This is a genomic window from Rhizobium sp. AN6A (assembly GCF_900215635.1).
In the GTDB taxonomy this organism is placed as follows: Bacteria; Pseudomonadota; Alphaproteobacteria; order Rhizobiales; family Rhizobiaceae; genus Agrobacterium; species Agrobacterium tumefaciens.
The window spans coordinates 464325-490241 of sequence record NZ_OCNC01000002.1; the positions used below are offsets into that span (position 1 = coordinate 464325).

The 25917-nt window shown below is 58.7% G+C and carries 22 protein-coding genes, 1 pseudogene and 1 riboswitch; of the genes and pseudogenes, 15 read left to right on the forward strand and 8 right to left on the reverse strand.

Features of this window, described 5'->3' with window-relative positions; genetic code table 11:
• Positions 1-42 precede the first annotated feature (42 nt).
• From CRO62_RS03510 to CRO62_RS03540, 7 genes are all read left to right on the forward strand, one after another.
• Complete coding sequence (locus tag CRO62_RS03510; RefSeq protein ID WP_097099202.1) at positions 43-960, forward strand: ABC transporter ATP-binding protein; 918 nt, start codon at positions 43-45, stop codon at positions 958-960.
• A complete protein-coding gene (locus tag CRO62_RS03515; protein WP_097099203.1) occupies positions 957-1853 on the forward strand; it encodes a branched-chain amino acid ABC transporter permease in 897 nt (298 codons plus the stop codon). Before CRO62_RS03510 ends, CRO62_RS03515 begins: the two co-directional genes overlap by 4 nt.
• 1 nt (position 1854) lies before the next feature.
• Positions 1855-2895 carry a branched-chain amino acid ABC transporter permease gene (locus CRO62_RS03520; RefSeq protein WP_097099204.1) on the forward strand — a complete coding sequence of 347 codons (1041 nt, stop codon included), beginning with the start codon at positions 1855-1857 and terminating at the stop codon, positions 2893-2895.
• A gap of 123 nt (positions 2896-3018) precedes the next feature.
• Positions 3019-4353, forward strand: a complete 1335-nt coding sequence (locus CRO62_RS03525; RefSeq protein WP_179784447.1) for an ABC transporter substrate-binding protein — start codon at positions 3019-3021, stop codon at positions 4351-4353.
• A gap of 72 nt (positions 4354-4425) precedes the next feature.
• On the forward strand, positions 4426-5205 hold the full coding sequence (locus tag CRO62_RS03530; RefSeq protein WP_097099206.1) for an ABC transporter ATP-binding protein: 780 nt from the start codon (positions 4426-4428) through the stop codon (positions 5203-5205).
• 26 nt (positions 5206-5231) lie between these two features.
• Positions 5232-6479: an SfnB family sulfur acquisition oxidoreductase gene (locus CRO62_RS03535; RefSeq protein ID WP_097099207.1), complete on the forward strand. Its 1248-nt coding sequence runs from the start codon at positions 5232-5234 to the stop codon at positions 6477-6479.
• A 277-nt stretch (positions 6480-6756) separates the two neighbouring features.
• Entirely contained in the window at positions 6757-8205 is a 1449-nt protein-coding gene (locus tag CRO62_RS03540; RefSeq protein WP_097099208.1) for an FAD/NAD(P)-binding protein, read from the forward strand.
• Between the two features lie 357 nt (positions 8206-8562).
• Here the strand turns inward: CRO62_RS03540 and CRO62_RS03545 are convergent, their stop codons facing one another.
• The 6 genes and pseudogenes from CRO62_RS03545 to CRO62_RS03570 form a co-directional block, all read right to left on the reverse strand.
• Complete coding sequence (locus tag CRO62_RS03545) at positions 8563-8862, reverse strand: hypothetical protein (protein WP_097099209.1); 300 nt, start codon at positions 8860-8862, stop codon at positions 8563-8565.
• A 225-nt stretch (positions 8863-9087) separates the two neighbouring features.
• Positions 9088-10131, reverse strand: coding sequence for a sensor histidine kinase (locus CRO62_RS03550; RefSeq protein ID WP_097099210.1), 1044 nt, complete (start codon positions 10129-10131; stop codon positions 9088-9090).
• Positions 10128-11570: an ATPase domain-containing protein gene (locus tag CRO62_RS03555; protein ID WP_097099211.1), complete on the reverse strand. Its 1443-nt coding sequence runs from the start codon at positions 11568-11570 to the stop codon at positions 10128-10130. Before CRO62_RS03555 ends, CRO62_RS03550 begins: the two co-directional genes overlap by 4 nt.
• A gap of 237 nt (positions 11571-11807) precedes the next feature.
• Positions 11808-12171 (reverse strand): annotated as a pseudogene (locus CRO62_RS27530) (VOC family protein).
• A 182-nt stretch (positions 12172-12353) separates the two neighbouring features.
• Positions 12354-13733, reverse strand: a complete 1380-nt coding sequence (locus CRO62_RS03565; protein WP_097099212.1) for an enoyl ACP reductase FabMG family protein — start codon at positions 13731-13733, stop codon at positions 12354-12356.
• Between the two features lie 216 nt (positions 13734-13949).
• A complete protein-coding gene (locus CRO62_RS03570) occupies positions 13950-14849 on the reverse strand; it encodes a LysR family transcriptional regulator (RefSeq protein ID WP_097099213.1) in 900 nt (299 codons plus the stop codon).
• A 98-nt stretch (positions 14850-14947) separates the two neighbouring features.
• Here CRO62_RS03570 and CRO62_RS03575 point away from each other — a divergent pair, with 98 nt between their 5' ends.
• The 8 genes from CRO62_RS03575 (at position 14948) to ribB (ending at position 23418) form a co-directional block, all read left to right on the forward strand.
• Positions 14948-16363, forward strand: a complete 1416-nt coding sequence (locus CRO62_RS03575; protein WP_097099214.1) for an aldehyde dehydrogenase family protein — start codon at positions 14948-14950, stop codon at positions 16361-16363.
• A gap of 196 nt (positions 16364-16559) precedes the next feature.
• Entirely contained in the window at positions 16560-17171 is a 612-nt protein-coding gene (locus CRO62_RS03580) for a glutathione S-transferase family protein (RefSeq protein ID WP_097099215.1), read from the forward strand.
• A 54-nt stretch (positions 17172-17225) separates the two neighbouring features.
• Positions 17226-19286 carry a pyridoxamine 5'-phosphate oxidase family protein gene (locus tag CRO62_RS03585; RefSeq protein ID WP_097099216.1) on the forward strand — a complete coding sequence of 687 codons (2061 nt, stop codon included), beginning with the start codon at positions 17226-17228 and terminating at the stop codon, positions 19284-19286.
• Between the two features lie 123 nt (positions 19287-19409).
• Entirely contained in the window at positions 19410-19958 is a 549-nt protein-coding gene (locus CRO62_RS03590) for a carboxymuconolactone decarboxylase family protein (protein ID WP_097099217.1), read from the forward strand.
• 69 nt (positions 19959-20027) lie between these two features.
• Entirely contained in the window at positions 20028-20492 is a 465-nt protein-coding gene (locus CRO62_RS03595) for a DUF1348 family protein (protein ID WP_097099218.1), read from the forward strand.
• A 61-nt stretch (positions 20493-20553) separates the two neighbouring features.
• The gene (locus CRO62_RS03600) at positions 20554-20829 is read left to right on the forward strand and encodes a hypothetical protein (protein WP_097099219.1); all 276 of its coding nucleotides are present in this window, start codon (positions 20554-20556) and stop codon (positions 20827-20829) included.
• Between the two features lie 77 nt (positions 20830-20906).
• Positions 20907-21797: a LysR family transcriptional regulator gene (locus CRO62_RS03605; RefSeq protein ID WP_003517041.1), complete on the forward strand. Its 891-nt coding sequence runs from the start codon at positions 20907-20909 to the stop codon at positions 21795-21797.
• A 710-nt stretch (positions 21798-22507) separates the two neighbouring features.
• A riboswitch (FMN riboswitch) is annotated at positions 22508-22657 on the forward strand.
• A 119-nt stretch (positions 22658-22776) separates the two neighbouring features.
• Positions 22777-23418, forward strand: a complete 642-nt coding sequence (gene ribB / locus CRO62_RS03615) for a 3,4-dihydroxy-2-butanone-4-phosphate synthase (protein ID WP_097099221.1) — start codon at positions 22777-22779, stop codon at positions 23416-23418.
• Positions 23419-23540: 122 nt separating this feature from the next.
• Here ribB and CRO62_RS03620 read toward each other — a convergent pair whose 3' ends face one another.
• Both CRO62_RS03620 and CRO62_RS03625 read right to left on the reverse strand, forming a co-directional pair.
• The gene (locus CRO62_RS03620) at positions 23541-24329 is read right to left on the reverse strand and encodes an SDR family oxidoreductase (protein WP_097099222.1); all 789 of its coding nucleotides are present in this window, start codon (positions 24327-24329) and stop codon (positions 23541-23543) included.
• A 14-nt stretch (positions 24330-24343) separates the two neighbouring features.
• Positions 24344-25822: a sugar ABC transporter ATP-binding protein gene (locus CRO62_RS03625; protein WP_060725042.1), complete on the reverse strand. Its 1479-nt coding sequence runs from the start codon at positions 25820-25822 to the stop codon at positions 24344-24346.
• Positions 25823-25917 lie beyond the last annotated feature (95 nt).

Consider the following 25917-nt stretch of genomic DNA (forward strand, 5'->3'; position numbering starts at 1 on the left):
ATTGGAAACCTGTGCCCATCGGGGCAGAGAATGGACTGAACGATGTCGGCATCGAATTTTCTGCTTGCAAGTCTCGGCGCCGAGGTGGCGATCCCCACGGACATCCGCGCGCACGTCACCCTGCGTGATGAGCGCGTCGAGCATGATCGCAGCGCGCCGCGCCCTGATGAAGGGCTTGCGCTTGCCCTTCGCGGTATCGACCTTTCATTTGGAGGTATAGTCGCTCTAAGGGATGTCGACCTTGCCGTGCGGCATGGCGAAATCCGGGCCATCATCGGCCCGAACGGTGCCGGCAAGAGTTCGTTGATCAACGTCATCTCCGGCGTTTATCGCCCGGATCGTGGTCATGTCACGATCGATGGTAGGGCCTATAGACCTGTGCCGACGCAGAAGCTCGCCCGTCTCGGCGTGGCACGGACGTTCCAGAATCTCGCTTTGTTCAAGGGACTGAGTGTTCTCGATAATGTCGCGGCCGGCCGGGCTTACGTCGGGCGCGCAAATTTCATGAGCCAGATCGCCGGCCTGCCGCGCGCACGCCGCGAGCAGGCCGATGCCCGCGAGCGGGCAGGGCGAATCATCGACTTCCTGCACCTGACGCCCTATGTCGACCGACTTGCGGGCGCGCTGCCCTATGGCCTGCAAAAGCGGGTCGAGCTTGCACGCGCGCTTGCCGCCGAACCGCGTATCCTGCTGCTCGATGAGCCGATGGCCGGCATGACGGCGACGGAGAAGAACGAACTTGCCGAATATGTGCGGCTCGCACGGGACGAATATGCCGTCACGGTGGTGCTGATCGAACACGACATCGGCGTCGTGATGGGGCTTTCCGACCGCATCGCGGTGCTCGACTACGGCCGCAAGATCGCCGACGGAACGCCGGCGCAGATTGCCAGCGACCAACGTGTCATCGATGCCTATCTCGGCGTTGCGCCGGAAAATCAAGGCGGGGAGGGTATCTGATGACGTTTGACTGGCTGTTCTTCGCCGAAGTGCTGATCGGCGGGCTGCTCTCCGGGGTCATGTATTCGCTCGTCGCAATCGGCTTCGTGCTGATCTACAAGACATCGGGCGTCCTGAACTTTTCGCAAGGCGCGCTTCTCCTGTTTGCGGCGCTGACTTTCGTCAGCCTTGTGGAGCGTGGCGTGCCTTTTGCGGCGGCCTTGGCAATTACCTTTGCGATCATGGTGGTTCTCGGAATCGTGATCGAGCGCATGGTGCTTCGGCCGCTCACCAACAAGCCGCCGATCACGCTGTTCATGGCGACGCTCGGCCTTTCCTACATCATCGAGGGTGCGGCCCAACTCCTGTGGGGCACGCAGGTTCATGGCCTCGATCTCGGTATCGAGGACATTCCCTTTGATGTCGGCGGCGTGTTCATCAGCCAGTTCGACATCTTTGCCGGCGTCGTTGCGGCCGGCTTGGTGGCGGTTCTTTCCGTCTTCTTCCGCTACAATCGTATCGGCCTCGGTTTCCGCGCTGTCGCCGACGACCAGCTCGCGGCGTTGGCCGTCGGCCTCAAGCTACCCTGGATATGGGCGAGCGTCTGGGCGGCGGCGGGTCTCGTTGCCCTGGTCGCGGGACTGCTTTGGGGCGCGCGTCTCGGCGTGCAGTTCTCGCTGTCGCTGGTGGTGCTGAAGGCGCTGCCGGTGCTGGTTCTCGGCGGCTTCGATTCCATTCTCGGGGCGATCATCGGTGGTCTGATTGTCGGCGCGTCGGAAAAGCTGGCCGAGGTCTATATCGGCGAATATTTCGGCGGCGGCATCGAGGGGTGGTTTGCCTATGTCGTGGCCCTTGCCTTCCTGTTGATCCGTCCCTCCGGGCTCTTCGGTCAAAAGCTCGTGGAAAGGGTCTGAGATGTCCGCCGTTACAGCCCATCTTTCACCGCCGTTTTTCCTGCGGCGTCATGCCGGAACCGTCTGGGTGCTCGCTATCGCGTATCTCGTCGTGCCGTTCGTGGGCACCAGTTACCTCTTCGAGGCAATCCTGCTGCCATTCCTTGCCCTCAGCCTTGCCGGGGTCGGCCTCAACCTTCTCACTGGCTATGCGGGGCAGGTCTCGCTTGGTTCGGCCGCATTCATGGCTGCCGGTGCTTTCGCGGCCTATAATTTCAACCTGCGGGTCGACGGGTTGCCGCTTTTCGTGTCGATCGTGCTGGCCGGCTTTTCGGCGGCCGCCATCGGCATCGTCTTCGGCCTGCCGAGCCTTCGCCTTCGCGGCTTCTACCTTGCCGTCTCGACGCTTGCCGCGCAGTTCTTCGTGCAATGGGCTCTGACGAAATTCAGCTGGTTCTCGAACGAATCCGCATCGGGCGTGATCGATGCACCGGTGCTGTCGCTGGCCGGGGTTTCTTTCGAGGGACCAATCGGGCGCTATCTTTTCGCGCTGACGATCGTCGCCGTCCTCACGTTTCTCGCCTACCGCCTGGTGTCGTCGCAGACCGGCCGCAACTTTATCGCCGTGCGCGATAACGAAACAGCCGCACTCATCATCGGTATTCCGGTGCTGCGCACGAAACTTCTCGCGTTTGCGATCTCGTCTTTCATCATCGGTGTTGCCGGCGTGATCTGGGCTTTTGCCTATCTTCGCACGGTGGAGCCGGCCGGTTTCAATCTCGACCGTTCGTTCCAGATCCTCTTTATCGTCATCATTGGCGGACTTGCCTCGATCCGCGGTGCCTTTTTCGGTGCGGCCTTGATCGTCGTCTTTCCGCTCATCCTCTCCCGGGTCGGCTCATTGTTGCTGGGAAACGTCTTTGATTCCGGCGTGCTCGACATGACGCAGCGCATCGTCATCGGCGCCTTGATCATTCTGTTTCTGATCCTCGAGCCTGACGGCCTCGTGTCGTTGTGGGATCGCTTGAGGTCACGCATTGCGGTCGCCTTCAGGCGGGCGTGAACCCCTCGAAGCCCGGCCCTGAAGGGCAAAGGGCTTCCAACAAGAAAAGTCGCAACAGCCAGTGAATTCCTCAAACCAGCGCGGATGGCAGGGCGCCAGCCGACAGATGGAGTATGTCTAGATATGACCCTTTTCGCCAAGATCAAAGTATCAGCTTTCGCTGCCGGCATCAGCCTTGCGACCATTGCTTTCCCGGCCATGGCTGATGAACAGTACTTCCCCCTGCAGAGCTACCGCGTCGGCCCATACGCAGCCGGTGGCACAGGCTTCTTCGGCGGCTTTATCGACTATCTCAATCTCATCAATATCAGGGACGGTGGCGTCAATGGCGTCAAGCTTACCTGGTCGGAGGCCGAAACCCAGTACGAGGTCGAGCGCGGCGTCGAGGCCTATGAACGGCTTAAGAGCAATCCCGGCATTGCAGCCTGGAACCCGCTCTCGGTTGGCATCGCCTATGCCATGATCGACCGCATCACGCAGGACAAGGTGCCGCTCATTACCATCAACCATGGCCGAACGGATTCGACCGATGGCCGCGTTTTCCCCTATGTTTTCCCGTTGCTGCTCAATCCCTATAGCGAGACCTCCGGTATCGTGAATTATATCGCCTCCAAGGAAGGCGGGCTTGAGGGGCTGAAGGGCAAGAAGATTGTCGTACTCTATCACGGCTCGCCCTATGGCAAGGAAACGATCCCGATCTACGACCTGCTGGCTAAGAAGTATGGCTTTGATTTGCAGCAGATCGAAGTTCCGCATCCGGGCAACGAGCAGCAGTCGCAGTGGCTGACGATCCGCCGTGCGAAGCCTGATTACGTTGTGCTACGCGGTTGGGGCGTCATGAACCCGGTGGCGCTGAAGACAGCGGCAAAGACCGGTTTCCCGGTCGATCACATCATCGGCAATGTCTGGTCCAACTCGGAAGAGGACGTCATTCCCGCCGGCGCCGCGGCAAAGGGCTATACTGCCATAACCACCCAGGCGTCGGGAGCCGAATATCCGGTCGTCAAGGAGATCGTCAGGACGCTTTATGACCAAGGCAAGGGCAACCTCGAAGATAAGAGCCGCATCGGCTCCGTCTACCACAATCTTGGGATCGTCAATGGTATCCTGAACGTCGAGGCGGTGCGGATCGCCCAAGAGAAATTTGGCAAGCGCACCCTGACCGGCGATGAGGTTCGCTGGGGTTTCGAGCATCTGCAACTCGAACCGGCCCGCGTCGAGGCACTGGGCGCCAAAGACCTCTTCCACTCCATCAACGTCACCTGGGATAACCATGAGGGGAACGGCTACGTGACGTTCCAACAGTGGGACGGCAAGAAGTGGAACGTCGTCTCTGATTGGATCGCTCCGGACTGGGCCTTGCTGCGTCCGATCATCGAGAAGTCGTCCGAAGCCTATGCCGCTGAAAAGGGCATCAAGCTTCGGACCTCGCAAGATGCGGGTTCCGTCACGAACTGATGCTCGCGTGCCCGGACACGGGGTTCCCCTCCTGTCCGGCCACGACATCCCAAAAGCGCCAAGGAGATCGTGATGACTGAGGATGACAGGCTGCTCTCTGTGGAGGGCCTTAATGCGACCTACAACCATGTCGTTACCGCATTGCATGGCGTCACACTTTCGCTCGGACGAGGGGAAATTCTTGCCATTCTCGGTGCGAACGGTGCCGGCAAGACCACGACACTGAAGGCCGTTTCGAACCTTCTGCCGGCCGAACGGGGACAGGTGCTTGCCGGCCATATCCTTTTTGACGGCCGTGATGTCACTCGCCAAACCCCGGCCAGCCTTGTTCGTCTCGGTCTTGTGCAGGTGCTTGAGGGACGCCACTGTTTCAAAACGCTGACTGTCGAGGAAAACCTGGTCTGCGGCGGTATCGGTCGATCCGCCACCCGCAGCGAAATCGCAGCCGATCTTGAGAAGATTTACACGCATTTCCCTAGGCTTAAGGAAAAGCGCCGGCTCCTTTCCGGCCTCACCTCGGGCGGCGAGCAGCAGATGACGGCGATCGGCCGCGCACTGATGTCACGGCCGCGGCTTTTGGTGCTCGACGAACCATCGATGGGCTTGGCACCGCTCGTCGTGCAGGACATTTTCCGCACGTTGAAGCGCCTCAATCGTGAGGAGGGCCTGTCGATCCTGGTCGCCGAACAAAACTCGGCGGTGGCGCTGACCTATGCCGACAGGGCCGTCATCCTGGAAAACGGTGTCAGCGTGTTGTCGGGCACGGCCGTTGAACTCAAGGCGCGGAATGACGTCAAGGCCTTTTATCTCGGCCAGAAACCGGCCGCACCCGTCGCGGCGCACATCCACTGAAAATCAAATCGAAGAGGAGACATGCGATGACCATTTCCAACGTCAATACGACAAATGCTGCCGAAGGCGTTCCGGCCGTGCCACGGCCGAGCGAACCGGCACACATCATCAAGAGCGACGCCGAAGCGATCGAGGTGGCAAAGAGGTTGGCCGCCGAAATCGCGCCAGGAGCTGCACTTCGCGACCGCGACCGCATCTGGCCGGTGAAGGAACTCGATGCCTTTTCGCAAAGTGGCCTTTGGTCGATCAACGTGCCGAAAAAATTCGGCGGTCCGGAGGTCTCCTATGCGACACTGGCCAAGGTGATCGAGATCGTCTCCGCGGCCGATTCCTCCATTGGCCAGATCGCACAAAACCATCTCGGCGTCGTTGCGGCGATCCGCACGGTTTCCGATGAGGCACAACAGACGCTGCTGTTTGCAGAGGTGCTGCGCGGTACACGCTTCGGCAATGCCTTCTCCGAATTCGGCTCAAAGCGAGCGGCGGATTTCGAGACGAAGTTCGTCGATGCCGGCGACCACGTGATCGTCAACGGCCAGAAATTCTATTCCTCCGGGGCACTTCTTGCCCATCTTGTGCCGATCGTCGCGCTCGATGATGAAGGCCGTGCCTGGTATGCAATTGCCGAGCGAGACGCGCCTGGATTGACCGTCATTGACGATTGGTCATCCTTTGGCCAACGCACGACGCTGTCCGGCACGGTCATCTTGAACAATGTCAAAGTGCCGAAGACCTATCTGGTTCCCGGCTACAAGGGCTATGCGGAGCCGACTGCGGATGGCGCGATCTTCCAGATCATCCAGGTCGCGGTCGATACGGGGATAGCTCAGGCGGCGATCGATGAAACCGTTTCCTTTGTACGCACCAAGAGCCGTGCCTGGGTGGATAGCGGTGTCGATCATGCCTGGGATGATCCCTACACGATCCAGGCTGTCGGCGATCTGACGCTGCGCCTGCATGCGGCTCAAGCGCTCCTTGAGAAAGCCGGTTACGCGATCGACCGAGCCATCCAGAATCCGAACGCTGAAACGGTGGCAGAGGCGCAGATCGTTACGGCTGAGGCGAAAATCCTCTCGACCGAGATCGCGATTGCGGCGACCAACAAGCTCTTCGAACTTGCAGGTACCCGCTCCACGCTTGCAGAGCATCACCTCGATCGCCATTGGCGCAATGCCCGTACCCACACGCTGCACGATCCGGTCCGGTGGAAATATTCCATCCTCGGTAAGTACTTCCTCAATGGCGAGAAGCCACCGCTTCACGCCTGGAGTTAAGAAAATTTTGGAGGCCGGGGCGCGCAAACGCCCCGGCTGGGCAATTGATCTTGCTACATCCGCCAGCAGTAATGAGATATAGTGAGTGATGAGATGGTGCCCATCACGTCTGTTTCCAATCGAAGCGCCTTGTGACGAAGAGCTTTACCGGGAACTTCGGGAAAACAGAATAGTGGTGACGACGAGCCTTAAGCGCGGGAAGCGGAATTGCCTTCTGGAGCTTTGCTTATTAGCCCGTCGTGCAGGGCGCAGATCTCTTTGGGAGAACGTAGAGGCGATGAATTCTTTTGTTCCCATAGCTTCTGCCCGCTTAACCGTGGCAGTTGTCGGCGGTGGTTTCACCGGCGCGGCGATGGCAATGCATCTGGTAGCGGGCAAAGGATTCCCGACTGATGCATCCGTTGTGGTCATCGAGCCTCGATCGGAGCTGGGCCGTGGCTTGGCCTATAGCGCCACCGATCCTGCGCATCGGGTCAACGTCCCGGCAGCAAGAATGACGTTGTTTCCGGACATGCCCGATGATTTCGAGAATTATCTTAGTGATATGTCTTCCCATGACGATACTGAACTTGTGGGTCACGATGGTTCGCCTTATCCGAAGCGGTCCGTTTTCGGCGATTACGTCTCGGCACGGATCCAACCGTTTTTAGATGACGGCCGTATCAGGCACTGGTGGGCAAAAGCGATTTCGGTGTCGCAAAGAGGAAGCTGTTACGAGATTGCCGGGTCTGACGGGACGGAGCTCATTGCAGATATTGTCGTACTGGCCGTCAGCCATCCACCGCCTTTTCTGCCTCGGGTGCTAGAGCCTTTCAAAGACGATCCAAAACTGATCGCGGATGTCACTGTGACCGATGCAATCAACGCTATCGCGCCTGGAGATCGAGTTCTTATCGTTGGAAATGGCCTGACATCTGCCGATGTGGTTGCCTCTCTCAAGAGGCGTGGCCATGTCGGTCAGATAACGTCTATCTCTCGGAGAGGGTTGCGGTCTCGCGGCCATGGACCAGCGGGGCAGGAACCTTTCGGCGATTTCCTGTCGGAGCCGTCCAACTCCGCAAGCAAGCTGCTTCATAAGGTTCGCCACTTTCTGCGAGAAGCGGAACGACAGGGCATGACATGGCATAGCGTCGTGGATGCGCTGAGGGGGCAGGGTTACGAAATATGGAAAAACCTGCCCGTCGTTGAGAGACGGCGCGTTGCCCGACACTTGCGGCCAATCTGGGATGTGCATCGCTTTCGCATCGCGCCGCAAGTCGAGGCTGCTGTGGAGCAGGCGATCGCGAGCGGCCAAATGGATGTCCGGGCTGCCTCGCTCCTTTCCGTATCGCGGATGGATGCCGGCTACAGGGTGATGTTGCGACCCAAGCGCGCCAGGTTTATCGAAGCGCTTGATGTCGATGCGATCGTCGTCACAACGGGCCCGGCTCATGGCGGTATTCTTCAAAGCCAAGCATTGCTTCGAGAACTCGAGGAGGCAGGCCTGTTGCAACCCTGTCCAACCGGACTTGGCATTTTGGTCGATGCCAAGTCTAATCCCGTATCGGCTTCAGGCGAAAGCACGACTTCACTCTTTATTGCCGGGCCACTTGCGCGCGGGACCTTTGGAGAGCTGATGGGGCTGCCGCAGGTTACCGAGCATGCAATCTTCGTCGCGGCGCGTATTCGCGACTTAATCGATGAGCGTAGGATTTCGCATCCCGCGGCTCAGGCGGTGGCAGGCTGACGGTCTGCTGTTTTTGAAGACATTTCCTACGCTCTTTGAGAACGCGTTGGGACGGCAATTCTCGAATAGCATCCGGACATGCGAAAATTTCCAAAGTGAAGCCATTGGTATCATTCGCAAGTCGCACTTCAAGCTTGAACCCACCCCCTTACACGTTTATATCGCATAATACATATTATGGAACTTAATTTGTCGAAAAGGCGACACTCTTTCAATCCGGACTTGACCATAGCGATACGCGCAGGTGCAAACGGTGAGTGGTTCTATAGGTCGTCAACAAATATTGCTCGCCTTTACCTTGGGCATCCTTCCGATCCTGATCACAAGACCACTGAAGCGTTTTTATAAGACGAGCAGCTAGGAAAGGTTCTCTCCGTAAAAAAGCAGGATTGCAGTGAAGACGAGAACACCAAAGCCTGCCAGGCCGAAAGCGCGAAAAGAGGAAGCTCGGCCTTTCTGAAGCAGCGCTGCCACAAAAGCGCAGACCGACCAGAGTGCTGTGAAAATTACCAACAACCAGGAATACACAAACGGACCAAGATCGTAGCCTCCCCCGCCAATTGATGGTGCAGAACCTGTATCGACTTGAGCTGCTATCAGAACCGACACAGGGACAGCTAGCATCAGCAGCCAAATATAGAGCGACTTGTTTTCCATAGGGTCTGAAATCGTCTTATTTTGGAGGTCGATCCGCCCGTTCTGGCGTATGTGTTGACCCGGTTTGGCTCGTCAATATCGTGATAGTTGCTCTACTAGACTGCGCGACAAACGCCAAGAGAGCTTTCGATCCCCGGCAGGCAACAACCGAATGTCACATCTTAACAAGGGTCTCAACGTTGGATTACCCGGCCCATGATTCATTTGGACTGGGTTTTCCAATGACTAGATTTGAAGCCGTTGCAATGGACCAGCGGCATGGCATGAGAGGCCGGACGGAGCGAATGTGATGACTGGTGCTGCGCCAAATACGGAAGTCAGGGCAGAGAGAACATATTTCGTTCCGTATCCCTGCCGCTTCGGTTCAACGACCGCCGGTCCACCTGTTTCTATCCAATCCAGGGAAAGGACCGGCGATGCTTCCTCCGACATGGACCAGATAACATCGACACTGCCATCCTTTTGAGACAGCGCACCATATTTGATGGCATTGGTCGTCAACTCGTGAAGGCAAAGTGCAATCGTCGTGGCGGAGGTGCGGTTGACGCAGACATCAGGACCGCTAGCCTTGATCCGGCTCAACCCGTCGCCGTTATACGGTGCGACGACCATGGCAATCACTGAGGACAGGGAAACCTCTTCTCCGCCCGCCTCAAACACTGCCGTATGGACGTTGGACAAAGCCTGAAGGCGTCCGGTGAAGTCGGCTGCAAGCTCTTCGACAGTTGACGCGCCACGCCGGGTCATCTTGAAAATCGAGGTGACGCTCGCAAGAATGTTTTTGATGCGATGGTTGAGTTCCAGCCGGAGCTCGACCTCTCGCTCAATGGCATCACGCACCTGTTTCTGGCGCAACCGCACGAGAAGATTTGTCTGGATGCTGTTGACCAGCTCCAATCGCGCGATCGGGCGCGTGTGGAGCATAAGGCGAGCGCTTGGCCAAGACCGTTCAAGCTGGCTGTAGATTCGCGCCAGAGGGGCAGCCTTCTCAAGCAGGACAAGGATCGGGACTTCTGACCAATCCGGCTGGGATGCAAGATAATCGCCGATCGTTGCGATAACGGGCGGGTTCAATGCTTCATGGGTGATGATGACGACGCCGGGGGAAAGCGACAAACTATCGGCCAGCTCATTGTCGGCCCTGCTATGCCTGACAGCCACGTTCTGCTCCTGCAAAAACGCCGCGATGTAGTCGGCGTCCTTGCGAAACGGGGCCAGGATGAGCACCCAATCAAGCTCACTTTCGCTTTCGCTCGGTATTTCGTTCATTTCGGATCAGGAAGAGGGTTGTAGGAGACGACGCTGACGCTGCCACTTTCGATCAGCAATTCCTGGATATTGAGGTCATGCGGCCCGTGGCGCTTCTTAACAACGGTGATGTTGCGGCGCAGCCTGCCCTCGTGCTCCATGATACGCAGCAAAAGGACGGTGTCTCCGAGAAAGCTTACGTCGACGTCAATGCCGACATTTTGACCGATCAGGCCATGTTGGGCGACGATCAGCATCGTCAGTACACCGGAGCGGGCAAGAAATTTCAGCAGCGACTGAATATCCCGAACCGCCTTTTCCCGGTGCGGCAGCGAGTTCAGATATCCGGTGAGACTATCGATCACAACAACGCGGGCCTTGTTTTGCGTGACGGCACCCTGAACAATTTGGCCAAATTCGCCGGGCGAGATTTCGTTCGGATTGAAATCCCGCAGGATAAGCTTGCCATCCTTGTGGAACTGCCTGAGCTGCATGCCCAAGCCTTCGGAGCGGCGGAAGAATGTCTCAAGCCGCTCCTCGAAGAGGAATAGCGCAACGGTCTCCCCACGTTCGAGTGCTGCGGTGGCATAAAGCGATGACATGGTTGATTTGCCGGTGCCCGATTGTCCGATGACCAGCGTCGTGGTTCCTGCCTCTTGCCCACCACCAAACATATCGTCAAGCGCTGCAACACCCGATTTGATCAATTCCGGTTTGGTCGCCTCAGATGCTGTACTGGGCATGATGCGGGGAAAGACAACGACGCCCTCGCCTTCCCGGATCGCCATATCATGGTAGCCATCTGCTACTGGAACACCACGCATCTTCGAGATTTCGACACGGCGGCGCACACCCCCGTATTCCTCCAGCGCCTTGTCGAGACGTATGACCCCGTGGGCCAATCCCTCCACTTCTTCTCCGCTTCGGTCGTAGCCGGGCGTCTGGGTATCGAGAAGAAGAGCGACCACATTTCGCTTGGCCAGGAAGGATTTAAAACCGATCAGCTCCCGACGAAACCTTGGGGAGTCGCCGGTAATCAGTCGAATTTCCAGGAGCGAATCGTAAACCAGTCGTCGTGGCCTATGCTCTTCGATGGCGGCCTCGATCGCCTTTCGCGTCTCGTCGAGCCGAAGGTCGGCGGTCAGGAATATGCTCTGGTCATCGGCTTCGCTGACCAAGCCGGAGGTGGAGAGCTCCTCAACACGGATGCCATCTAGTGTCCAACCGTGTGAAACAGCGATCGCTTCGAGTTCTGCCGCCGTCTGCGAAAGCGTGACGTAGATACAACTTTCTCCCGCCTCCACCCCGGCGCGAAGAAATTGCAGCGCTGCCGTCGTTTTGCCGGATCCGGGTGCGCCTTGCAGCATGTAAAGATTGGATGCTGGCAGGCCGCCACGCAGGATTTCGTTCAGTCCCGTAATGCCAGTGCTGACAACTGCTGGGGCTTTTCGTTTCGGCATATCTCATCTTCCAAAGTTGTTAGCGTGTTCCGCGGCGGAATGCGCGCATCATCATCGGCGAAAGATGCCTCCCTGTTATATTTGGGATTTTCGAAACATCAATAACGGGCTGTGGGTAGCGCCGCGTGAATTACCACTGGAAACACCTTAACCCGGTGTCCATGAAACCGGCAGCAGGCCATTCTACGCCTGCCGCTCTAATACTCGAACCTTCCGCCAGGCGTTGACTAGGCCACATCATTTTGTCAGTTGAGACCTTACCGCGAGTTTATTTCCATCCGGATCGCGAAGATATGCGACGACCGCCCCATCCTGACGCTCTGCAGGTGGGGTCTGGATGCTATGCAAGATACTGGCGGCATACCACGCCAGAACATGTTCGGGATTCGCGGCGGCGTACCGATCGTCCCACCGTTGGCCGCTGTTGCCGGCTCGCCATCGATCGGCTTTGTGATCATCAAGCGGTTGCCCTCATCGGCGTAGATTAGCCGGCCTCTCGCATCCATCTCACCGGACTTGCCTCCCAATGCAGCAAGGTGGTGCCGTAGAAGCTTCTGGCCCGCTACAGGTCGTTGCTTCCGATCATGACGTGGGTGAACAGCCATCATCTCCTGCGGGGCGTTCTTTAAAGGTATTTCCTGAGGTTCAACGCTCGAAGCTCCTTAACGTGACGCCAGTACCAAGACGATGTCTGCTTTGAGGCAGGCGCGATGGCGCCTCCCACATAACGGCGATTCCTGCAGCAAGATTCGCCGTTTCATCGCCAAAACACCCGGCCTCCATTCACGCCATCTCAGGTTGGGCGGGTTCCACTCCCGGTGCGATAAGCGGCGCAGACGACTTCGAATGCGGGTGGGAAGCGTTAAGTCGCCGAGCCACGATATCGTGGTTGAGCCACAGAACTGGACCGGAGGGTTCGGACGATTCACCAAAGATTAGCTGCCCTGTTGCCGTCACGACGAGACTGCTCAGCAGATCGCTGATCATCACCTTGCTATCCCGATGCATCTGGCTGATCTCGTTGGACGTGCCGATGGTCAGATCGGCCTGCGCCTGGCTGTTTGCCATGGGCCATGCCGAAAAGTCATAGAACGGACGCATGACCTCGCTGGCCTGCATGGCGGCGATCTTGCCGAAGACGTCTTCCATCGTTAAGCCATCTACCAGCAGCTGCTGGCAGGCCTGCCACTGTTCATCTGCCCATTGGCCGCCGTTTTCTTTCTTCAACGCAAGCAACAGCGGTATCAGGGGCAGCTCGATACCGGTGAACACGTCGGACGAATTGGTCCGGATTTCGGGGCAATTATAAACAGTTGCCTTGATCCCTTTAGCCCAGGCTTCCTCAGCAATGCCTTCGAGCCGCATCTTCGCGTAACCCTGGGTGTAGTTGGTGTAGGTCTGCCAACGATAGCTTCCGTCAATGAGGACCGCCGATCCGTGATAACCATAGGCCGTATATCGCACTTGACCGCCCGAAGCTTCAACGCGCTCGCGGATCGCCGCACTGAAATCAATGAGATGGCGAAAGGTGTTTGCGGAGACGTCGTCAAAATTCTGCAGGATGAGTTTTCCCATGTCACTGTCGAGCAGGGTCTGCGACGACATGTGGCGAGGTCCGGTTCCCTTGTAGATCCGATTGGCGACGACCAGGAATACCTTCGCCTTCGGGATGCCGCCTGCCATTGTGTGGGCAAAGAAAACATTACGGCCATCGGCGATCATACCATCGAGAACGGTCATGACTTTTGAAAGCGATTCCGTAAAACGCGCATTGGCAATGTCGCGGCATTGCCTGACATAGTCCCAGTCGAGCTTGTCGTGCTCCCAGCTCTCAAGCGTCATCTTTGCCAGGAGATCGGTGGCAGTAGGTCCGTCTGCGGGCGCATCGCGATCGAAACCCGCCATAAGAGGTATGTTGATGATCCTGCCGCCCAGCTGGGCCTCCGCCGAAGACAGTTCATCGGCGTCGAGCGGCCGCAGCGCGTTGTTCTCGTCGCGCCGCCCGACAGTGATCCCCACAATCTCCATTCCAGCCTTTCTTGCTTCGTCGAGCAAGCCGGTGGCGTATCCGCGGCCGAACAGTTCGCCGAAGAGTACGAAAACGTCGCCCTTACGGAAGACCGTGTTTTCGGAAAGACGATTCAATGCAACCGGATTTTCCATGCTGTCAGCTCTTTGATAAGTGTGTCGTCGAACAATGGCTCGTACGAGTTTTGCAAAGACATGACCGCATTGGCACCGAATGGGAACTCATTTTCGGTGACCGTTCATTTCAAAACGTGAAGTCGGCCCCTGTTCGTCGCAAGCTTGCGAGAACACCGGTATCGACAAAATATGAACCAACGACCAGATTCACGACAAAGACAGGCATCCTCGTTATCAATTGTCGCTGGTCGAACGCTCTCGGATCAGCTCGATGAAGGCACGCAGTTTGGCTGGCATGTGTCGCCGTTGCGAAAAATAAAGACTAAGTCCCGGGTACTCGGGAGACCAGTCTTCCAAAACAGGAATGAGATCGCCTGAGGCAATATGGGGCGCAAGTGCATGTTCACCCAGATAGGCGAGCCCGAATCCGGCAAGAGCGGCCTCCAGGATCAGGTCAGACCCATCAAATGTGAGATGACCGCTGACATCGATCAAGTGTGTTTCCCCGTGCTTCTCAAACTCCCAGCGATAAAGTCTCCCGCTCGTCATGCGCATCTGGATACAGACGTGCCGGGCGAGATCGGCTGGGACGACGGGCTTTGAACGGCCGTCGAAATAGCGCGGCGAGCCGACGACGAAAGACCGCATTTTCGGAATGATCGCTACGGCCACCATGTCGGGCGAGATAGCCTCGGTGAGACGAATGCCCGCATCGAAACCTTTGCCAATCACATCCACGAGCGCATTTTCGGTCACGATCTCGATGTCGACCTCCGGGTATCGGCGGCTATACTCGAGGATGAGCGGCTGCAGCAGAATGCGCGCCGCGCCCGGCGCCATGTTCAGCCGCAGTCTCCCGGAGGGCCGATCTGAATGTTCACCGACATTTTCGATCGCTTTCTCGAGCGTCTGAAGGGCAGGTGCGATTTCAGATAGGAATTGCTCACCGGCTGCAGACAAGGACACGCTACGCGTGGTGCGGTTAAAAAGCCTGACGGCAAGGCGCTCCTCAAGCGCGGCGATCGCATGGCTCAAAGCCGATGACGACATACCGAGCTCGCGCGCGGCAGCCCGGAATCCACCGTGACGCGCGACGCCGGCAACCGCTTCAAGCTCGATCAGGCTTGCTCTCATTGCGCAATCCAGTTCATCAGGCTGTCCGATTTTGTCCTACTACACGCAACACTTACCGCATGCCATTTTTGCTGTGAAGCCATCACAGGAGAAGAAACATGCACATCATCGATCGGATCTATATCAACGGGGCGTTTGTCGAGCCCCACGGCGATCAATGGGCGCCGCTTTTCAATCCGGCAACCGAGGAACAGATCGGCAGCGTGCGGCTCGCAGATGAGCAGGACGCCGACCGCGCAGTTGCTGCCGCCAAACGCGCTTTCCCAGCCTTTTCGAATACCACCAAAAAAGAGCGGATCGACATGCTGAACGGGCTGCATGCCGCGGTGTCCGCCCGAACCGACGATCTCGCGTCCGCCATGCGTGCAGAATACGGTGCGCCATCGGGCTTCATCGGCTTTTCAGCGTCACGCGCAGGTCGCGTCTTTCTCGACATGGCAAGAACGCTGAAGGACTACGAGTTCCAACGCCGCATGGGCAGCACCGATGTCGAGATGCGACCCTCGGGTGTTGCGGTGGCGATCACGCCCTGGAACAGCAATTACAGTTTTATATGCGGCAAGCTCTCTGCCGCCATTGCAGCCGGAGCAACCATGGTGATCAAACCTTCAGAGATGAGCGCCCTGCAGACGCAGGTGATCACTGAATGCCTGCACGCGGCCGGTCTTCCCGATGGCATTTTCAATATCGTCACCGGGTATGGAGGCGTCGTTGGTGCGGCACTCACGGCTCACCGCGACGTGTCCAAGATCACCTTCACCGGTTCCACTGCCACAGGTCGCGGCATTGTTCAGGCGGCAGCGGCCACTATGAAGCGCGTCACAATGGAACTTGGCGGCAAAAGCCCCAGCATCATTCTGGACGATGCCGATCTCGAGGTCGCCATCCCGCAGGTGCTGGCGGCAGGGTTCCGCAACAGCGGGCAGGCCTGCATCGCCGGAACCCGCATTCTTGCTCCAGAAAGCAGGTTCGGTGAAATCGAGGAACGGCTCAGCCACACGATCAAAGGCTTCAGGTCGGGAGATTCGGCCGACGAACAGGTTCAGGTTGGTCCGATGGTCAGCCAGAAGCAGTGGGATCGCGTGCAGAGCTATATTCGCCTGGGACAGGAGGAAGGCGCCAGACTGCTGGCAGGCGGCGAAGGTCGTCCGGAAGGGCTGCAGCACGGCTGGTTCGTCAAGCCCACCATCTTTACCGGCGTTCGCAACGACATGCGCATCGCGCGCGAGGAGATATTCGGCCCCGTGCTATCGCTGATCTCCTACCGCGACGAGGAAGACGCCATCACGATCGCGAACGACACCGATTACGGCCTGCAGGCGCACGTCTTTTCCTCCGATGTCGCGCGGGCAAAACGCGTCGCAAACCAGATTGAGGCAGGCCGCGTGTTCATCAACGATGCGCCGCATGACCCAATGGCACCATTCGGCGGGTTCAAGCAATCCGGCTTCGGGCGGGAATTCGGCGTCTTCGGGCTCGAGGCCTTTCTCGAACCCCGTGCCGTACTGTCGTGACATTTAAAGGCCACGCAACTTTTTGGCTGCGTGGCCTGATGCCACGATACCGTCGATCGAACCCTGTTGGGCGGCCATTGTTGCACCTGGTGTAATGATGAAGTGTGAAGCGCGATCGTTCTCATCACCACGTAATAATAGCAATCTGCAGGTGCGGATCGGGAATTGACCCGAACGATACTCGCAGGAGCGCACAATGAAACTCTATCATCATCCTTTGTCGGGCCACTCGCATCGGGCCCGTCTGTTCCTGTCACTTATCAACCTGCCGCATGAGCTGGTTGAGGTGGACCTCATGTCCGGCGCGCACAAGAAGCCCGATTTCCTCAAGATGAACCCGTTTGGCCAGGTTCCGGTCCTCGACGACGACGGCGAATACGTATCCGATTCCAACGCGATCCTGGTCTACCTTGCCAAGAAAGCCGGACGGACGGACTGGCTGCCCGATGACCTGAAGAGCGCAGCAGCGGTCCAACGCTGGCTGTCGGTAGCTGCCGGCGAGATCGCTTATGGTCCGGCAGCCGCCCGCCTGGTCACCGTCTTTGGTGCCAAGTTCAATCCGGAAGAAGTCATTGGTCGCGCCCATGCGGTCCTTGGAAAGCTCGAAACTCAGCTTTCCGACCGCGAATGGCTGGTAGGCGAACGCCCGACGATCGCCGACGTCGCAATCTACAGCTACGTGGCCCGCGCCCCTGAAGGCAACGTGGATCTCTCCGCTTATCCCGCGGTCAACAGGCTGCTTCGTCGGATCGAAGCGCTTCCGGGCTTCGTGGACTTTATCGGGACTCCGGTTGGCCTCGCCGCCTGACCCGCATTCGGGTGCGCGCCGAAGCGTGCCCGATCCCTTCTTAGGAGAGCTGACATGACCGACACTTTGACAAAACTGCCGACATGGCACGAAGGCGAGAAGTTAATTCAGGAAAAAGTCGGTGTCGCCGAGCGTATGGAGGTCGTCGGCCAGCGGGTCGTTCGCGATTTCATGCCGGATCAGCATCGGGACTTCTATGCCCAGCTCCCGTTCATCGTCCTTGGCAGTGTGGATGGCCACGATGACGCCTGGGCCACCTTTGTCGAGGGCCGACCCGGCTTCATGTCCTCTCCTACGCCAACCACGCTCGATATCCGCTCTACCTTGGAGCCAAGCGACCCCGCCGGCGAAGGAATGGCAGACGGCAAACCGATCGGCCTGCTCGGCATCGAGATGCACACGCGTCGCCGCAATCGCATGAACGGCTTTGTTTCCACCGCAGCGAACGGTTATCGGATCGATGTGGATCAGAGCTTCGGCAACTGCCCGCGCTACATACAGTTGCGGGATTTCCAATTCGAGAGAGCACCCGGCCAACCAAGCCAGAACCAGCGTGAAGACCTGTCCGAGCTTGACGACCTTGCTCGCTCCACGATCACGACTGCGGACGCGTTCTTCGTTGCCTCCTATGTCGACCGCGAAGACAGACGACAGGTTGACGTTTCGCATCGCGGCGGGAATGCCGGCTTCGTCCGCGTTGGCGATGATGACGTTCTCACAATTCCCGATTTCGACGGAAACCTTTTCTTTTCGACACTGGGAAATATTCTGCTGAACAAGAAAGCAGGTCTGCTCTTCGTAGACTTCGCGACGGGCGATGTGTTGCAGATGACAGGCGAAGCCGACGTCATCCTGGAATCACCTGAGATTGCGGCCTTCCAGGGCGCGGAACGGCTCTGGACGTTCAGGCCAACCCGGATCGTCCGGAGGCCGAATGCACTCGCACTTCGCTGGGCATTCCAGAAGGATGGATGGTCGCCGAATTCTCTGATGACCGGGAACTGGGCGCAAGCAGCAGACCGGCTGCGTGCCACCGGACTTTCAGACACATGGCGGCCGATGACGGTCACCAGGATCGTCGAGGAAAGCACGACGATCCGCTCGATCCACCTGCAGCCAAGCGACGGCGCAGGGTTGCTGCCGCATGCTGCCGGGCAGCACCTCCCGATCCGGCTGACGCTACCGGGAAGCGAGCGGCCTGTTGTCAGGACCTACACCCTGTCTGTCGCACCGTCCGATGGCATCTACCGCATCAGTGTCAAACGCGGTGGGCTCGTGTCGCAGTTTCTGCACGACAGCATCTCCGTTGGCGACGTGATTGAGGCGCGGCCCCCCGCAGGGGGGTTCGGCGTTGACGCCCGTGCCACGCGCCCAGCCGTGCTCCTTGCCGGTGGTGTCGGCATCACGCCGCTGCTCGCCATGCTCCGTCATGCCGTCTACGAGGGCATTCGCAAACAGCGTATCCGGCCGATGACTTTGTTCCACGCCGCCCGCACGAAAGCCGAGCGACCTTTCGACAAGGAGATCGCCGAACTCGTGGCCGCGGCCAAGGGCGCGGTCCGGTTAGTGCGGGTTCTCAGCGACATCGGCGATGCCACAGAGGGCTCCGACTACGATACTGCCGGCCGTATCGACATGGCTATGCTCACCAAGCATCTGCCGTTCAACGACTACGACTTCTATCTGTGTGGTCCGCCGCAGTTTACGCAGGCGCTCTATGACGGCTTACGCGGCTACAACATTGCAGACGATCGTATCCACGCGGAAGCGTTCGGACCCTCGTCGCTGGTTCGGTCTGTAGACGCCAAAGATGCCAGGGCCGCCCCTTTGCGGGCGTTGCCGTCCGACAAGCCGGTGCCTGTCATATTCACGAACTCGCTGAAGGAGGCCCGCTGGGCACCCGGCTCCGGAACGCTGCTGGAACTCGCAGAAGCACGCGGTCTTCAGCCCGAGTTCAGTTGCCGCGAAGGCAATTGCGGTACGTGCAAAACAAAACTCGTCAAAGGCGCCGTGACGTACCTGAAGGAGCCGGTAGCGAAGGTTGACGATGACGAGGTCCTCCTTTGCTGTGCCATTCCAGCGAACCAGGAAGGCGGCATCCAGATCGCCGTCTAAACCAACATTACTACGCCTGACGCAACAGTCACTTCCTGCTTTTCGACGTTCAACAACAACGGGTTACCAATCATCTTGAGCATCAGAGAGCGACGTCTCTCAAAACCGTCAAAGGAGAATACCATGTCACGCATTCCTACCCCCACCACGATTGAGGAGGCGCCCGAAGCCTCACGGCCGATCCTGGAGACCATCCAGAAGCAGATCGGCTCCGTGCCGAATATCTTCCGCCTCGTCTCCACCAGCCCAGCGGCCCTCAACGGCCTCGCCTCGTTGCAGGGTGCGCTCGGCAAGGGCAAGCTTGCACCCGCCACCCGGGAAAGGATCGCCCTGGCTATGGCCGAAGCCAACGGTTGTGACTACTGCCTTTCGGCGCACACCTTCACCGGAACGAAGTTCGCCAAGCTCGATGAAGCGGAGATCGCTTCGAACCGCCGCGGAACATCGAACGACGCCAAGGCTGCGGCAGCCGTCGAATTCGCCCGCGCCCTGACGACCGCGCGTGGCTTGGTGGCACCTGGGGAAATCGTAAAAGTTAGGGACGCTGGCTACAGCGACGCGGAAATCGTCGAGATCATTGCGCATGTCGCGCTCAACACCTTCACAAACTACGTCAACGAAGCCCTCGATACCGAGATCGATTTTCCGCGTATCGATCGTCTTGCGGCATGACATTCAGGACGGGGTGACACGAGAGCCGTCACCCTTCCCTCCCCCCTTACGAAACCTGGAGCCATCACAATGTCCCGTCCCCCGCTTCCCCCTTTCACTGAACAGAGCGCCATCGAAAAGGTCCGCCTTGCGGAAGATGGCTGGAACAGCCGCGATTCTGCTAGGGTAGCGCTCGCCTACACGGTGGATACTCGCTGGCGCAACCGTGCCGAATTCGTAACCAGCCGCGCTGAAGCCGAGGCCTTTCTGGGCCGCAAGTGGAACAGGGAACTCGACTACCGCCTGATCAAGGAACTCTGGGCATTCACGGGCAACAGGATCGCGGTGCGCTACGCCTACGAATATCATGATGACAGCGGCCAGTGGTTCCGGGCCTACGGGAACGAGAATTGGGAGTTTGCCGAAGACGGCCTGATGCGGGCGCGTCACGCCAGCATCAACGAACACCCAATCGCTGAAGCCGATCGCAGGTTTCACTGGCCGCTCGGCCGAAGGCCTGACGACCATCCCGGTCTCAGCGACTTCGGCTTTTGAGCCGGACGTCGGTCCGTTGGCCTCGTCAATGCCGCCGTTCAAACTCAACGAGCGAGTTCGAGTGGCCGTTGAACTCGCTCTTACCGCATCGAGCGGCGACCTGTCGTGGAAGCGCAAGCAGGAAGAGGATAGCCGTGCGCTTGGGCTGACGGGTGCGGAAATCGATCTGGCACGCTGTGGCCTGAGCTTCGATGTGAAAATAGCGAGGGCCATAGCATTTGCGCTCGCGGTCAATGAGCACACACGTGCACGTGCAAGCGCCGCTGGCCTTTGTGAGCGAAGCTGCGTCGAAATCGAGCACCTTGCGGCTGCCAACCGACAGGTCGCTGGCGGCTAGTCCATGTCCCGGACGGCTTGCGGTCTTGTCGTCCAGGATTCTACTATGGTCACCGTATCGAGGGCATGGGGGACCGGATGGATCGTTGGCAGGCAATGCGGATTTTCGTGAAAGTAGCGGAGACCGAAAGTTTCGCAGATACCGCCCGCCAGATGCACATGAGTGCTCCTGCCGTCACACGGTCTGTTGCAGCCCTGGAAGATATCATCGGAGCACGCCTGTTCGTGCGAACGACCCGTTCGGTAAAAATGACCGAGGCGGGTGCCCGGTATTTCGAGGACTGCCGCAAGATTTTGTCAGACATTGCTGAAGCAGAGGCGGCAGCGGGAGGCTCCTACGCTACACCGACGGGCACGCTGTCCGTAACTGCTTCGGTCATGTTCGGGCAGATGTATGTGCTGCCCGTCGTGACGGGCTTTCTGGACGCATTTCCGACCATGAAGGCGCGAACCCTGTTTATCGACCGGCCTGTCAATATTGTCGATGAAGGCATCGATGTCGCTGTCCGCATAGGTCACCTCCCCGACTCCGGCCTCTCCGCCATAAAGGTCGGGAGCGTCAGGCGTGTCGTGTGTGGTTCACCGGCATACTTTGACCGACATGGCATTCCGACAACGCCATCCGACCTCAGGGATCATCGCATCGCGGCGTCAACCAGCGCCTGGGCCTCCCCTGAATGGCGCTTTTCCGACGATTTCCGCGTGACGATAGACGCTGCTCTTCAGTGCAACACCAACGAAGCGGCCATAACCTCCGCACGCGAGGGCTGGGGACTGACACGCGTGCTGAACTACCAGATAGGCCCTGACCTTATGGCGGGCGACCTTCAGATCGTGCTCAGCGAGTTTGAAGAGCCGCCCCTGCCTATCCATATCATGCATCCCGAGGGTCGGAATGCTCCCGCAAAAGTGAGGGCTTTCGTTGACATGGCAGTTGCCCGCCTACGTGAGAACCGCCTCCTGAACTGATCCAGGCGCAGCGGCGAGGGAGGCCTTCGACAGCATGGATGGAGGCAACAAGTCTGCCAGCAGGCCACTCATCCGCTTACAGGCATGACGTTGCGATAGCCCGGATCGAGCTCAAACCCCTGCTCCTGATATATTCCGCCCTGCCAGCGCTACTTTGAACACCAGATTGACGCTAGGTTTAAAAAGGATACCCATATCTTCGTCAACAATACTTTGCAGGTCGCATGATTCCGCGTGATGAGAACGCGGCGCTCATTTGGGAAAAGCTAATGGCACAAGAAAAGGCAGTGAGCCGCCCGCAAGGCGCGCGGGACACAATCGTTGCTGCCATTGCTCGATCCAATAGCTGTATTGTCGTCACCGACAATGAGCGAGATTGTTACGGGATCGAAATCATCAATCCCCTTCGAGGAAAGGCACGCTGAAAGAATTGGGAGATCTGGTGACTCGAGTTCGCTTCCTCAGAACAGCTCAGCTCATTGAATAGCCTTCCTTTGGATCGACCACGACGCGGGCTACCAAATGCTTCTCGTCACCGAGCGTACGGTTGCGCTACCCGTAACCGCCACCGTCCGGTCTCTCACCCCAGACTATTCTCATTCCGAAATGAAATACCCGGTCTCGGATATAATCGGGATATCCGTTTCGCGCGCGCGGAGCCTGGCAAAATATTGCCGCTTGCTTCCTCCCCATTTGATAACTTATGTTGGCAATGTTCTCAGGGCGGGGTGCAATTCCCCACCGGCGGTATCGGGATTTTCCCGGAGCCCGCGAGCGCTTCCGGTCTCCAAAGCCGGAAGGTCAGCAGATCCGGTGAGAGGCCGGAGCCGACGGTATAGTCCGGATGGAAGAGGACAAGGCAAAAGACGCCCGCACGCAGCGGGCTTCACATTGCATTGTTCGCCCAAGGGATATTTGGCGCTTCTTGAAGCGCGAAAATGCCGCAAAACGGCATAACCCTTGAAAGGCTTGAAAGAAAATGACCATTGCTAAAATTGAAGACGCGATCGAAGCCATATCCCGTGGCGAGATGGTAATTGTCGTTGACGACGAAGACCGTGAAAACGAAGGCGATATCATCGCCGCGTCCGATAGCATAACTCCGCAGCAGATCGCATTCATGATGAACCATGCGCGCGGGCTGATCTGCGTCGCCATGCCGGGAGAGCGCCTCGACGCGCTCGACATTCCGCTGATGGTGTCGCGCAATACCGAATCCCTCAAGACAGCCTTCACCGTCTCCGTGGACTATATTCCCGGCACCACGACAGGCATTTCCGCTGCCGACCGGGCAAAAACCGTGCGTGCGCTGGTGTCGGAAGGCTCGCGTCCCGAAGACTTCGCCCGCCCCGGCCATATCTTCCCGCTACGCGCCAACCCTCAAGGCGTGCTCGGCCGCACCGGCCACACCGAAGCTGCCGTCGATCTGTGCCGCCTGGCCGGCAAATACCCCTGCGGCACCATCTGCGAAGTCGCCAATGACGACGGCACCATGGCCCGCCTGCCACAGCTCGAAATTTTCGCCGAACGCCACGGTCTGCTCGTCATCACGATCAAGGATCTCGTCTCTTATCTGAAGGGCGAGCTTGTGGAAGAAGTGGTGCAGAAGCAGGTTGCCTAGTCTTCACGCGCCTGTGCGGTGAATAGAAAAACGCCCGGCGAAAGCCGGGCGTAAAATCAAAAGGCAGACCACCTTGCCTCTTGCACGTGGTCATCAATTCGAGCGGCGCTGCCGCGCAAACCCTACCAGCAGCAGAACCCGCCATCTACCAAAAGGTCCACGCCCGTCACGAAGCTCGCCGCATCTGACAGCAGGAAGATCGCCGGGCCGACCATTTCATCGACGCCCGCCATGCGCTGCATCGGGGTCTGCTCTTCGAACAGTTTCGTCTGGTGCACCATTTCCGGCCGCGTGTTCATCGGCGTCGCGGTGTAACCAGGCGAGATAGTGTTGACGCGGATGCCGCGCCCCACCCATTCCATCGCCATGGATTTCGACATGTGGATGACGCCCGCCTTCGATGCATTGTAGTGGCACTGCATCAGGCCGCGATTGACGATGACGCCGGACATGGAAGCAATGTTGACGATTGCTCCGCGACCGTTCTTCAGCATGGCATTGGCTTGCGCCTGGCAGGAGAGGAACACACCCTTCAGATTGATGTCCATCATCGTCTGGAACTGGCTTTCCTCCATTTCCTCAGCCGGATTGGCGTTGGCGATGCCGGCGGCATTGACGGCAAGCGAAAGCGCACCGAGTTCGGCCTGCGTGCGTGCTACCGCGTCGCTCAGCGCCTGCCTGCTGGTGACATCGGCGGCGATCTGGATCGACTTGCGGCCAGTTCTGGCAATGAAATCGGCCGTCTGCGCCAGGCCGTCATCGGTGCGGCGGTCAAGCAGCGCGACATCGGCACCGGACTGGGCAAGCCCCATGGCGATCCGCTGGCCAATGCCGGAACCGGCACCGGTGACGAACGCCACCTGGCCGGAAAGATCGAAGAGTTTCGGCGCGTTGAGCGTGATGGTGGACATCTCTATTTCCTTCTTCAAATGGTTGCCAGTTCCATGACCGAGACGTCGTTGGCCTCGTCGCGGTTGAGGATTCCGGCCTGTTTTCCCTGCGCAAGAACGAGGATGCGGTTTGAAACGCCCAGCACCTCTTCGAGATCGGAACTGACGACGATGACGGCAACGCCGCTTTTGGCCAGACCGACGATAATATCGTAAATGCCAGCCCGCGCGCCGACATCGATGCCGCGCGTCGGCTCGTCCAGCACAACCACGCGCGGGTTGCGGGCAAGCCATTTGGCGATGACGACCTTCTGCTGGTTGCCGCCCGAGAGATCCGAGGCAGGCTGTTCGCTGCGGCCCTTCACCCCGAATTTGGCAATTGCCTCCTTCGTAAAAGCACGCTTGATGCTAGGCGTTATCCAGCCGGTGCCGACACGGTCAAGATTGGCGTAGATCAGGTTTTCACCGATCTCATGCTCGACAACCAGCCCCTGAAGCTTGCGGTCTTCCGGCACCATGACGATGCCCTTCGCAATCGCATCCGCCGGGCTTTTCAGCGTCAGTACCTGTCCATCGAGCAAAACCTCGCCCGCACTGGTCGGATCGGCACCGGAAATGGCACGCACCAGTTCGGTACGCCCCGCGCCGATCAGCCCGGCAATTCCAAGAATTTCGCCGGCACGGACGCCGAAACTGATGTCGCGGAAAGAATTGTCCGTGCCAGTCAGCCCCTTGACCTCCAGCACCGTTTTTTCCTGCGGTTCGGGCAGCGCCGGGAACAGGCGTTCCAGCGACCGGCCGACCATGCTTTCGACGATGGTGCGTACCGGTGTCGCGCTGTCTTCAAATTCATGCACCCGCTCACCGTCGCGCAGCACGACGATGCGGTCGGTGATCTGCTTGATCTCTTCCATGCGGTGGGAAATATAGATGATGCCCACGCCCTCGGCGCGCAGCTTGCGAACCTGCTCGAACAGGGCCTGGGTTTCCGCACCGCCAAGGGCCGCCGTTGGCTCGTCGAGGATTAGGAGCTTGGCATCGAGCGCCAGCGCCTTGGCGATTTCGATCAGCTGCTGGTTTGCGGTCGAAAGGCCCGCCACCTTGCGGGTTGCGGGAATATGCAGATTGAGCCGCGCCAGCTGCTGCTGCGCCCTCCGGACCATTTCGGCGCGGTCGACGATGCCGTTCTTCATCGGCCAGCGGCCGATAAAGACGTTTTCAGCGATGGAAAGCTCCGGCAGAAGCTTCAGCTCCTGATGGATGAGTACAATGCCCTTGTCTATCGCCTCACGCGGCGAAGCGGGCGTATAAGGCTGGCCAAGCCAGGTCATCTTTCCTTCGGACGGCTCGCGGGAACCGGCGATGATGCCTGAGAGGGTGGACTTGCCCGCCCCGTTTTCACCCAGCAACGCCACGACTTCACCCGGATAGACGTCGAGATCGACGCTTTTCAGAACCTCGAGCGGGCCGTAACGTTTGCTGATGCCACGGAGCGAAAGAACCGGCTCGCGCATGACGGGACCTCCTGGGAAATACGCGTGGCAGCGATGCGCCACGGCTTTGCGTCCGAATTGCCTGAAAACGAACAGATGACGCCCCCGCGCATCCG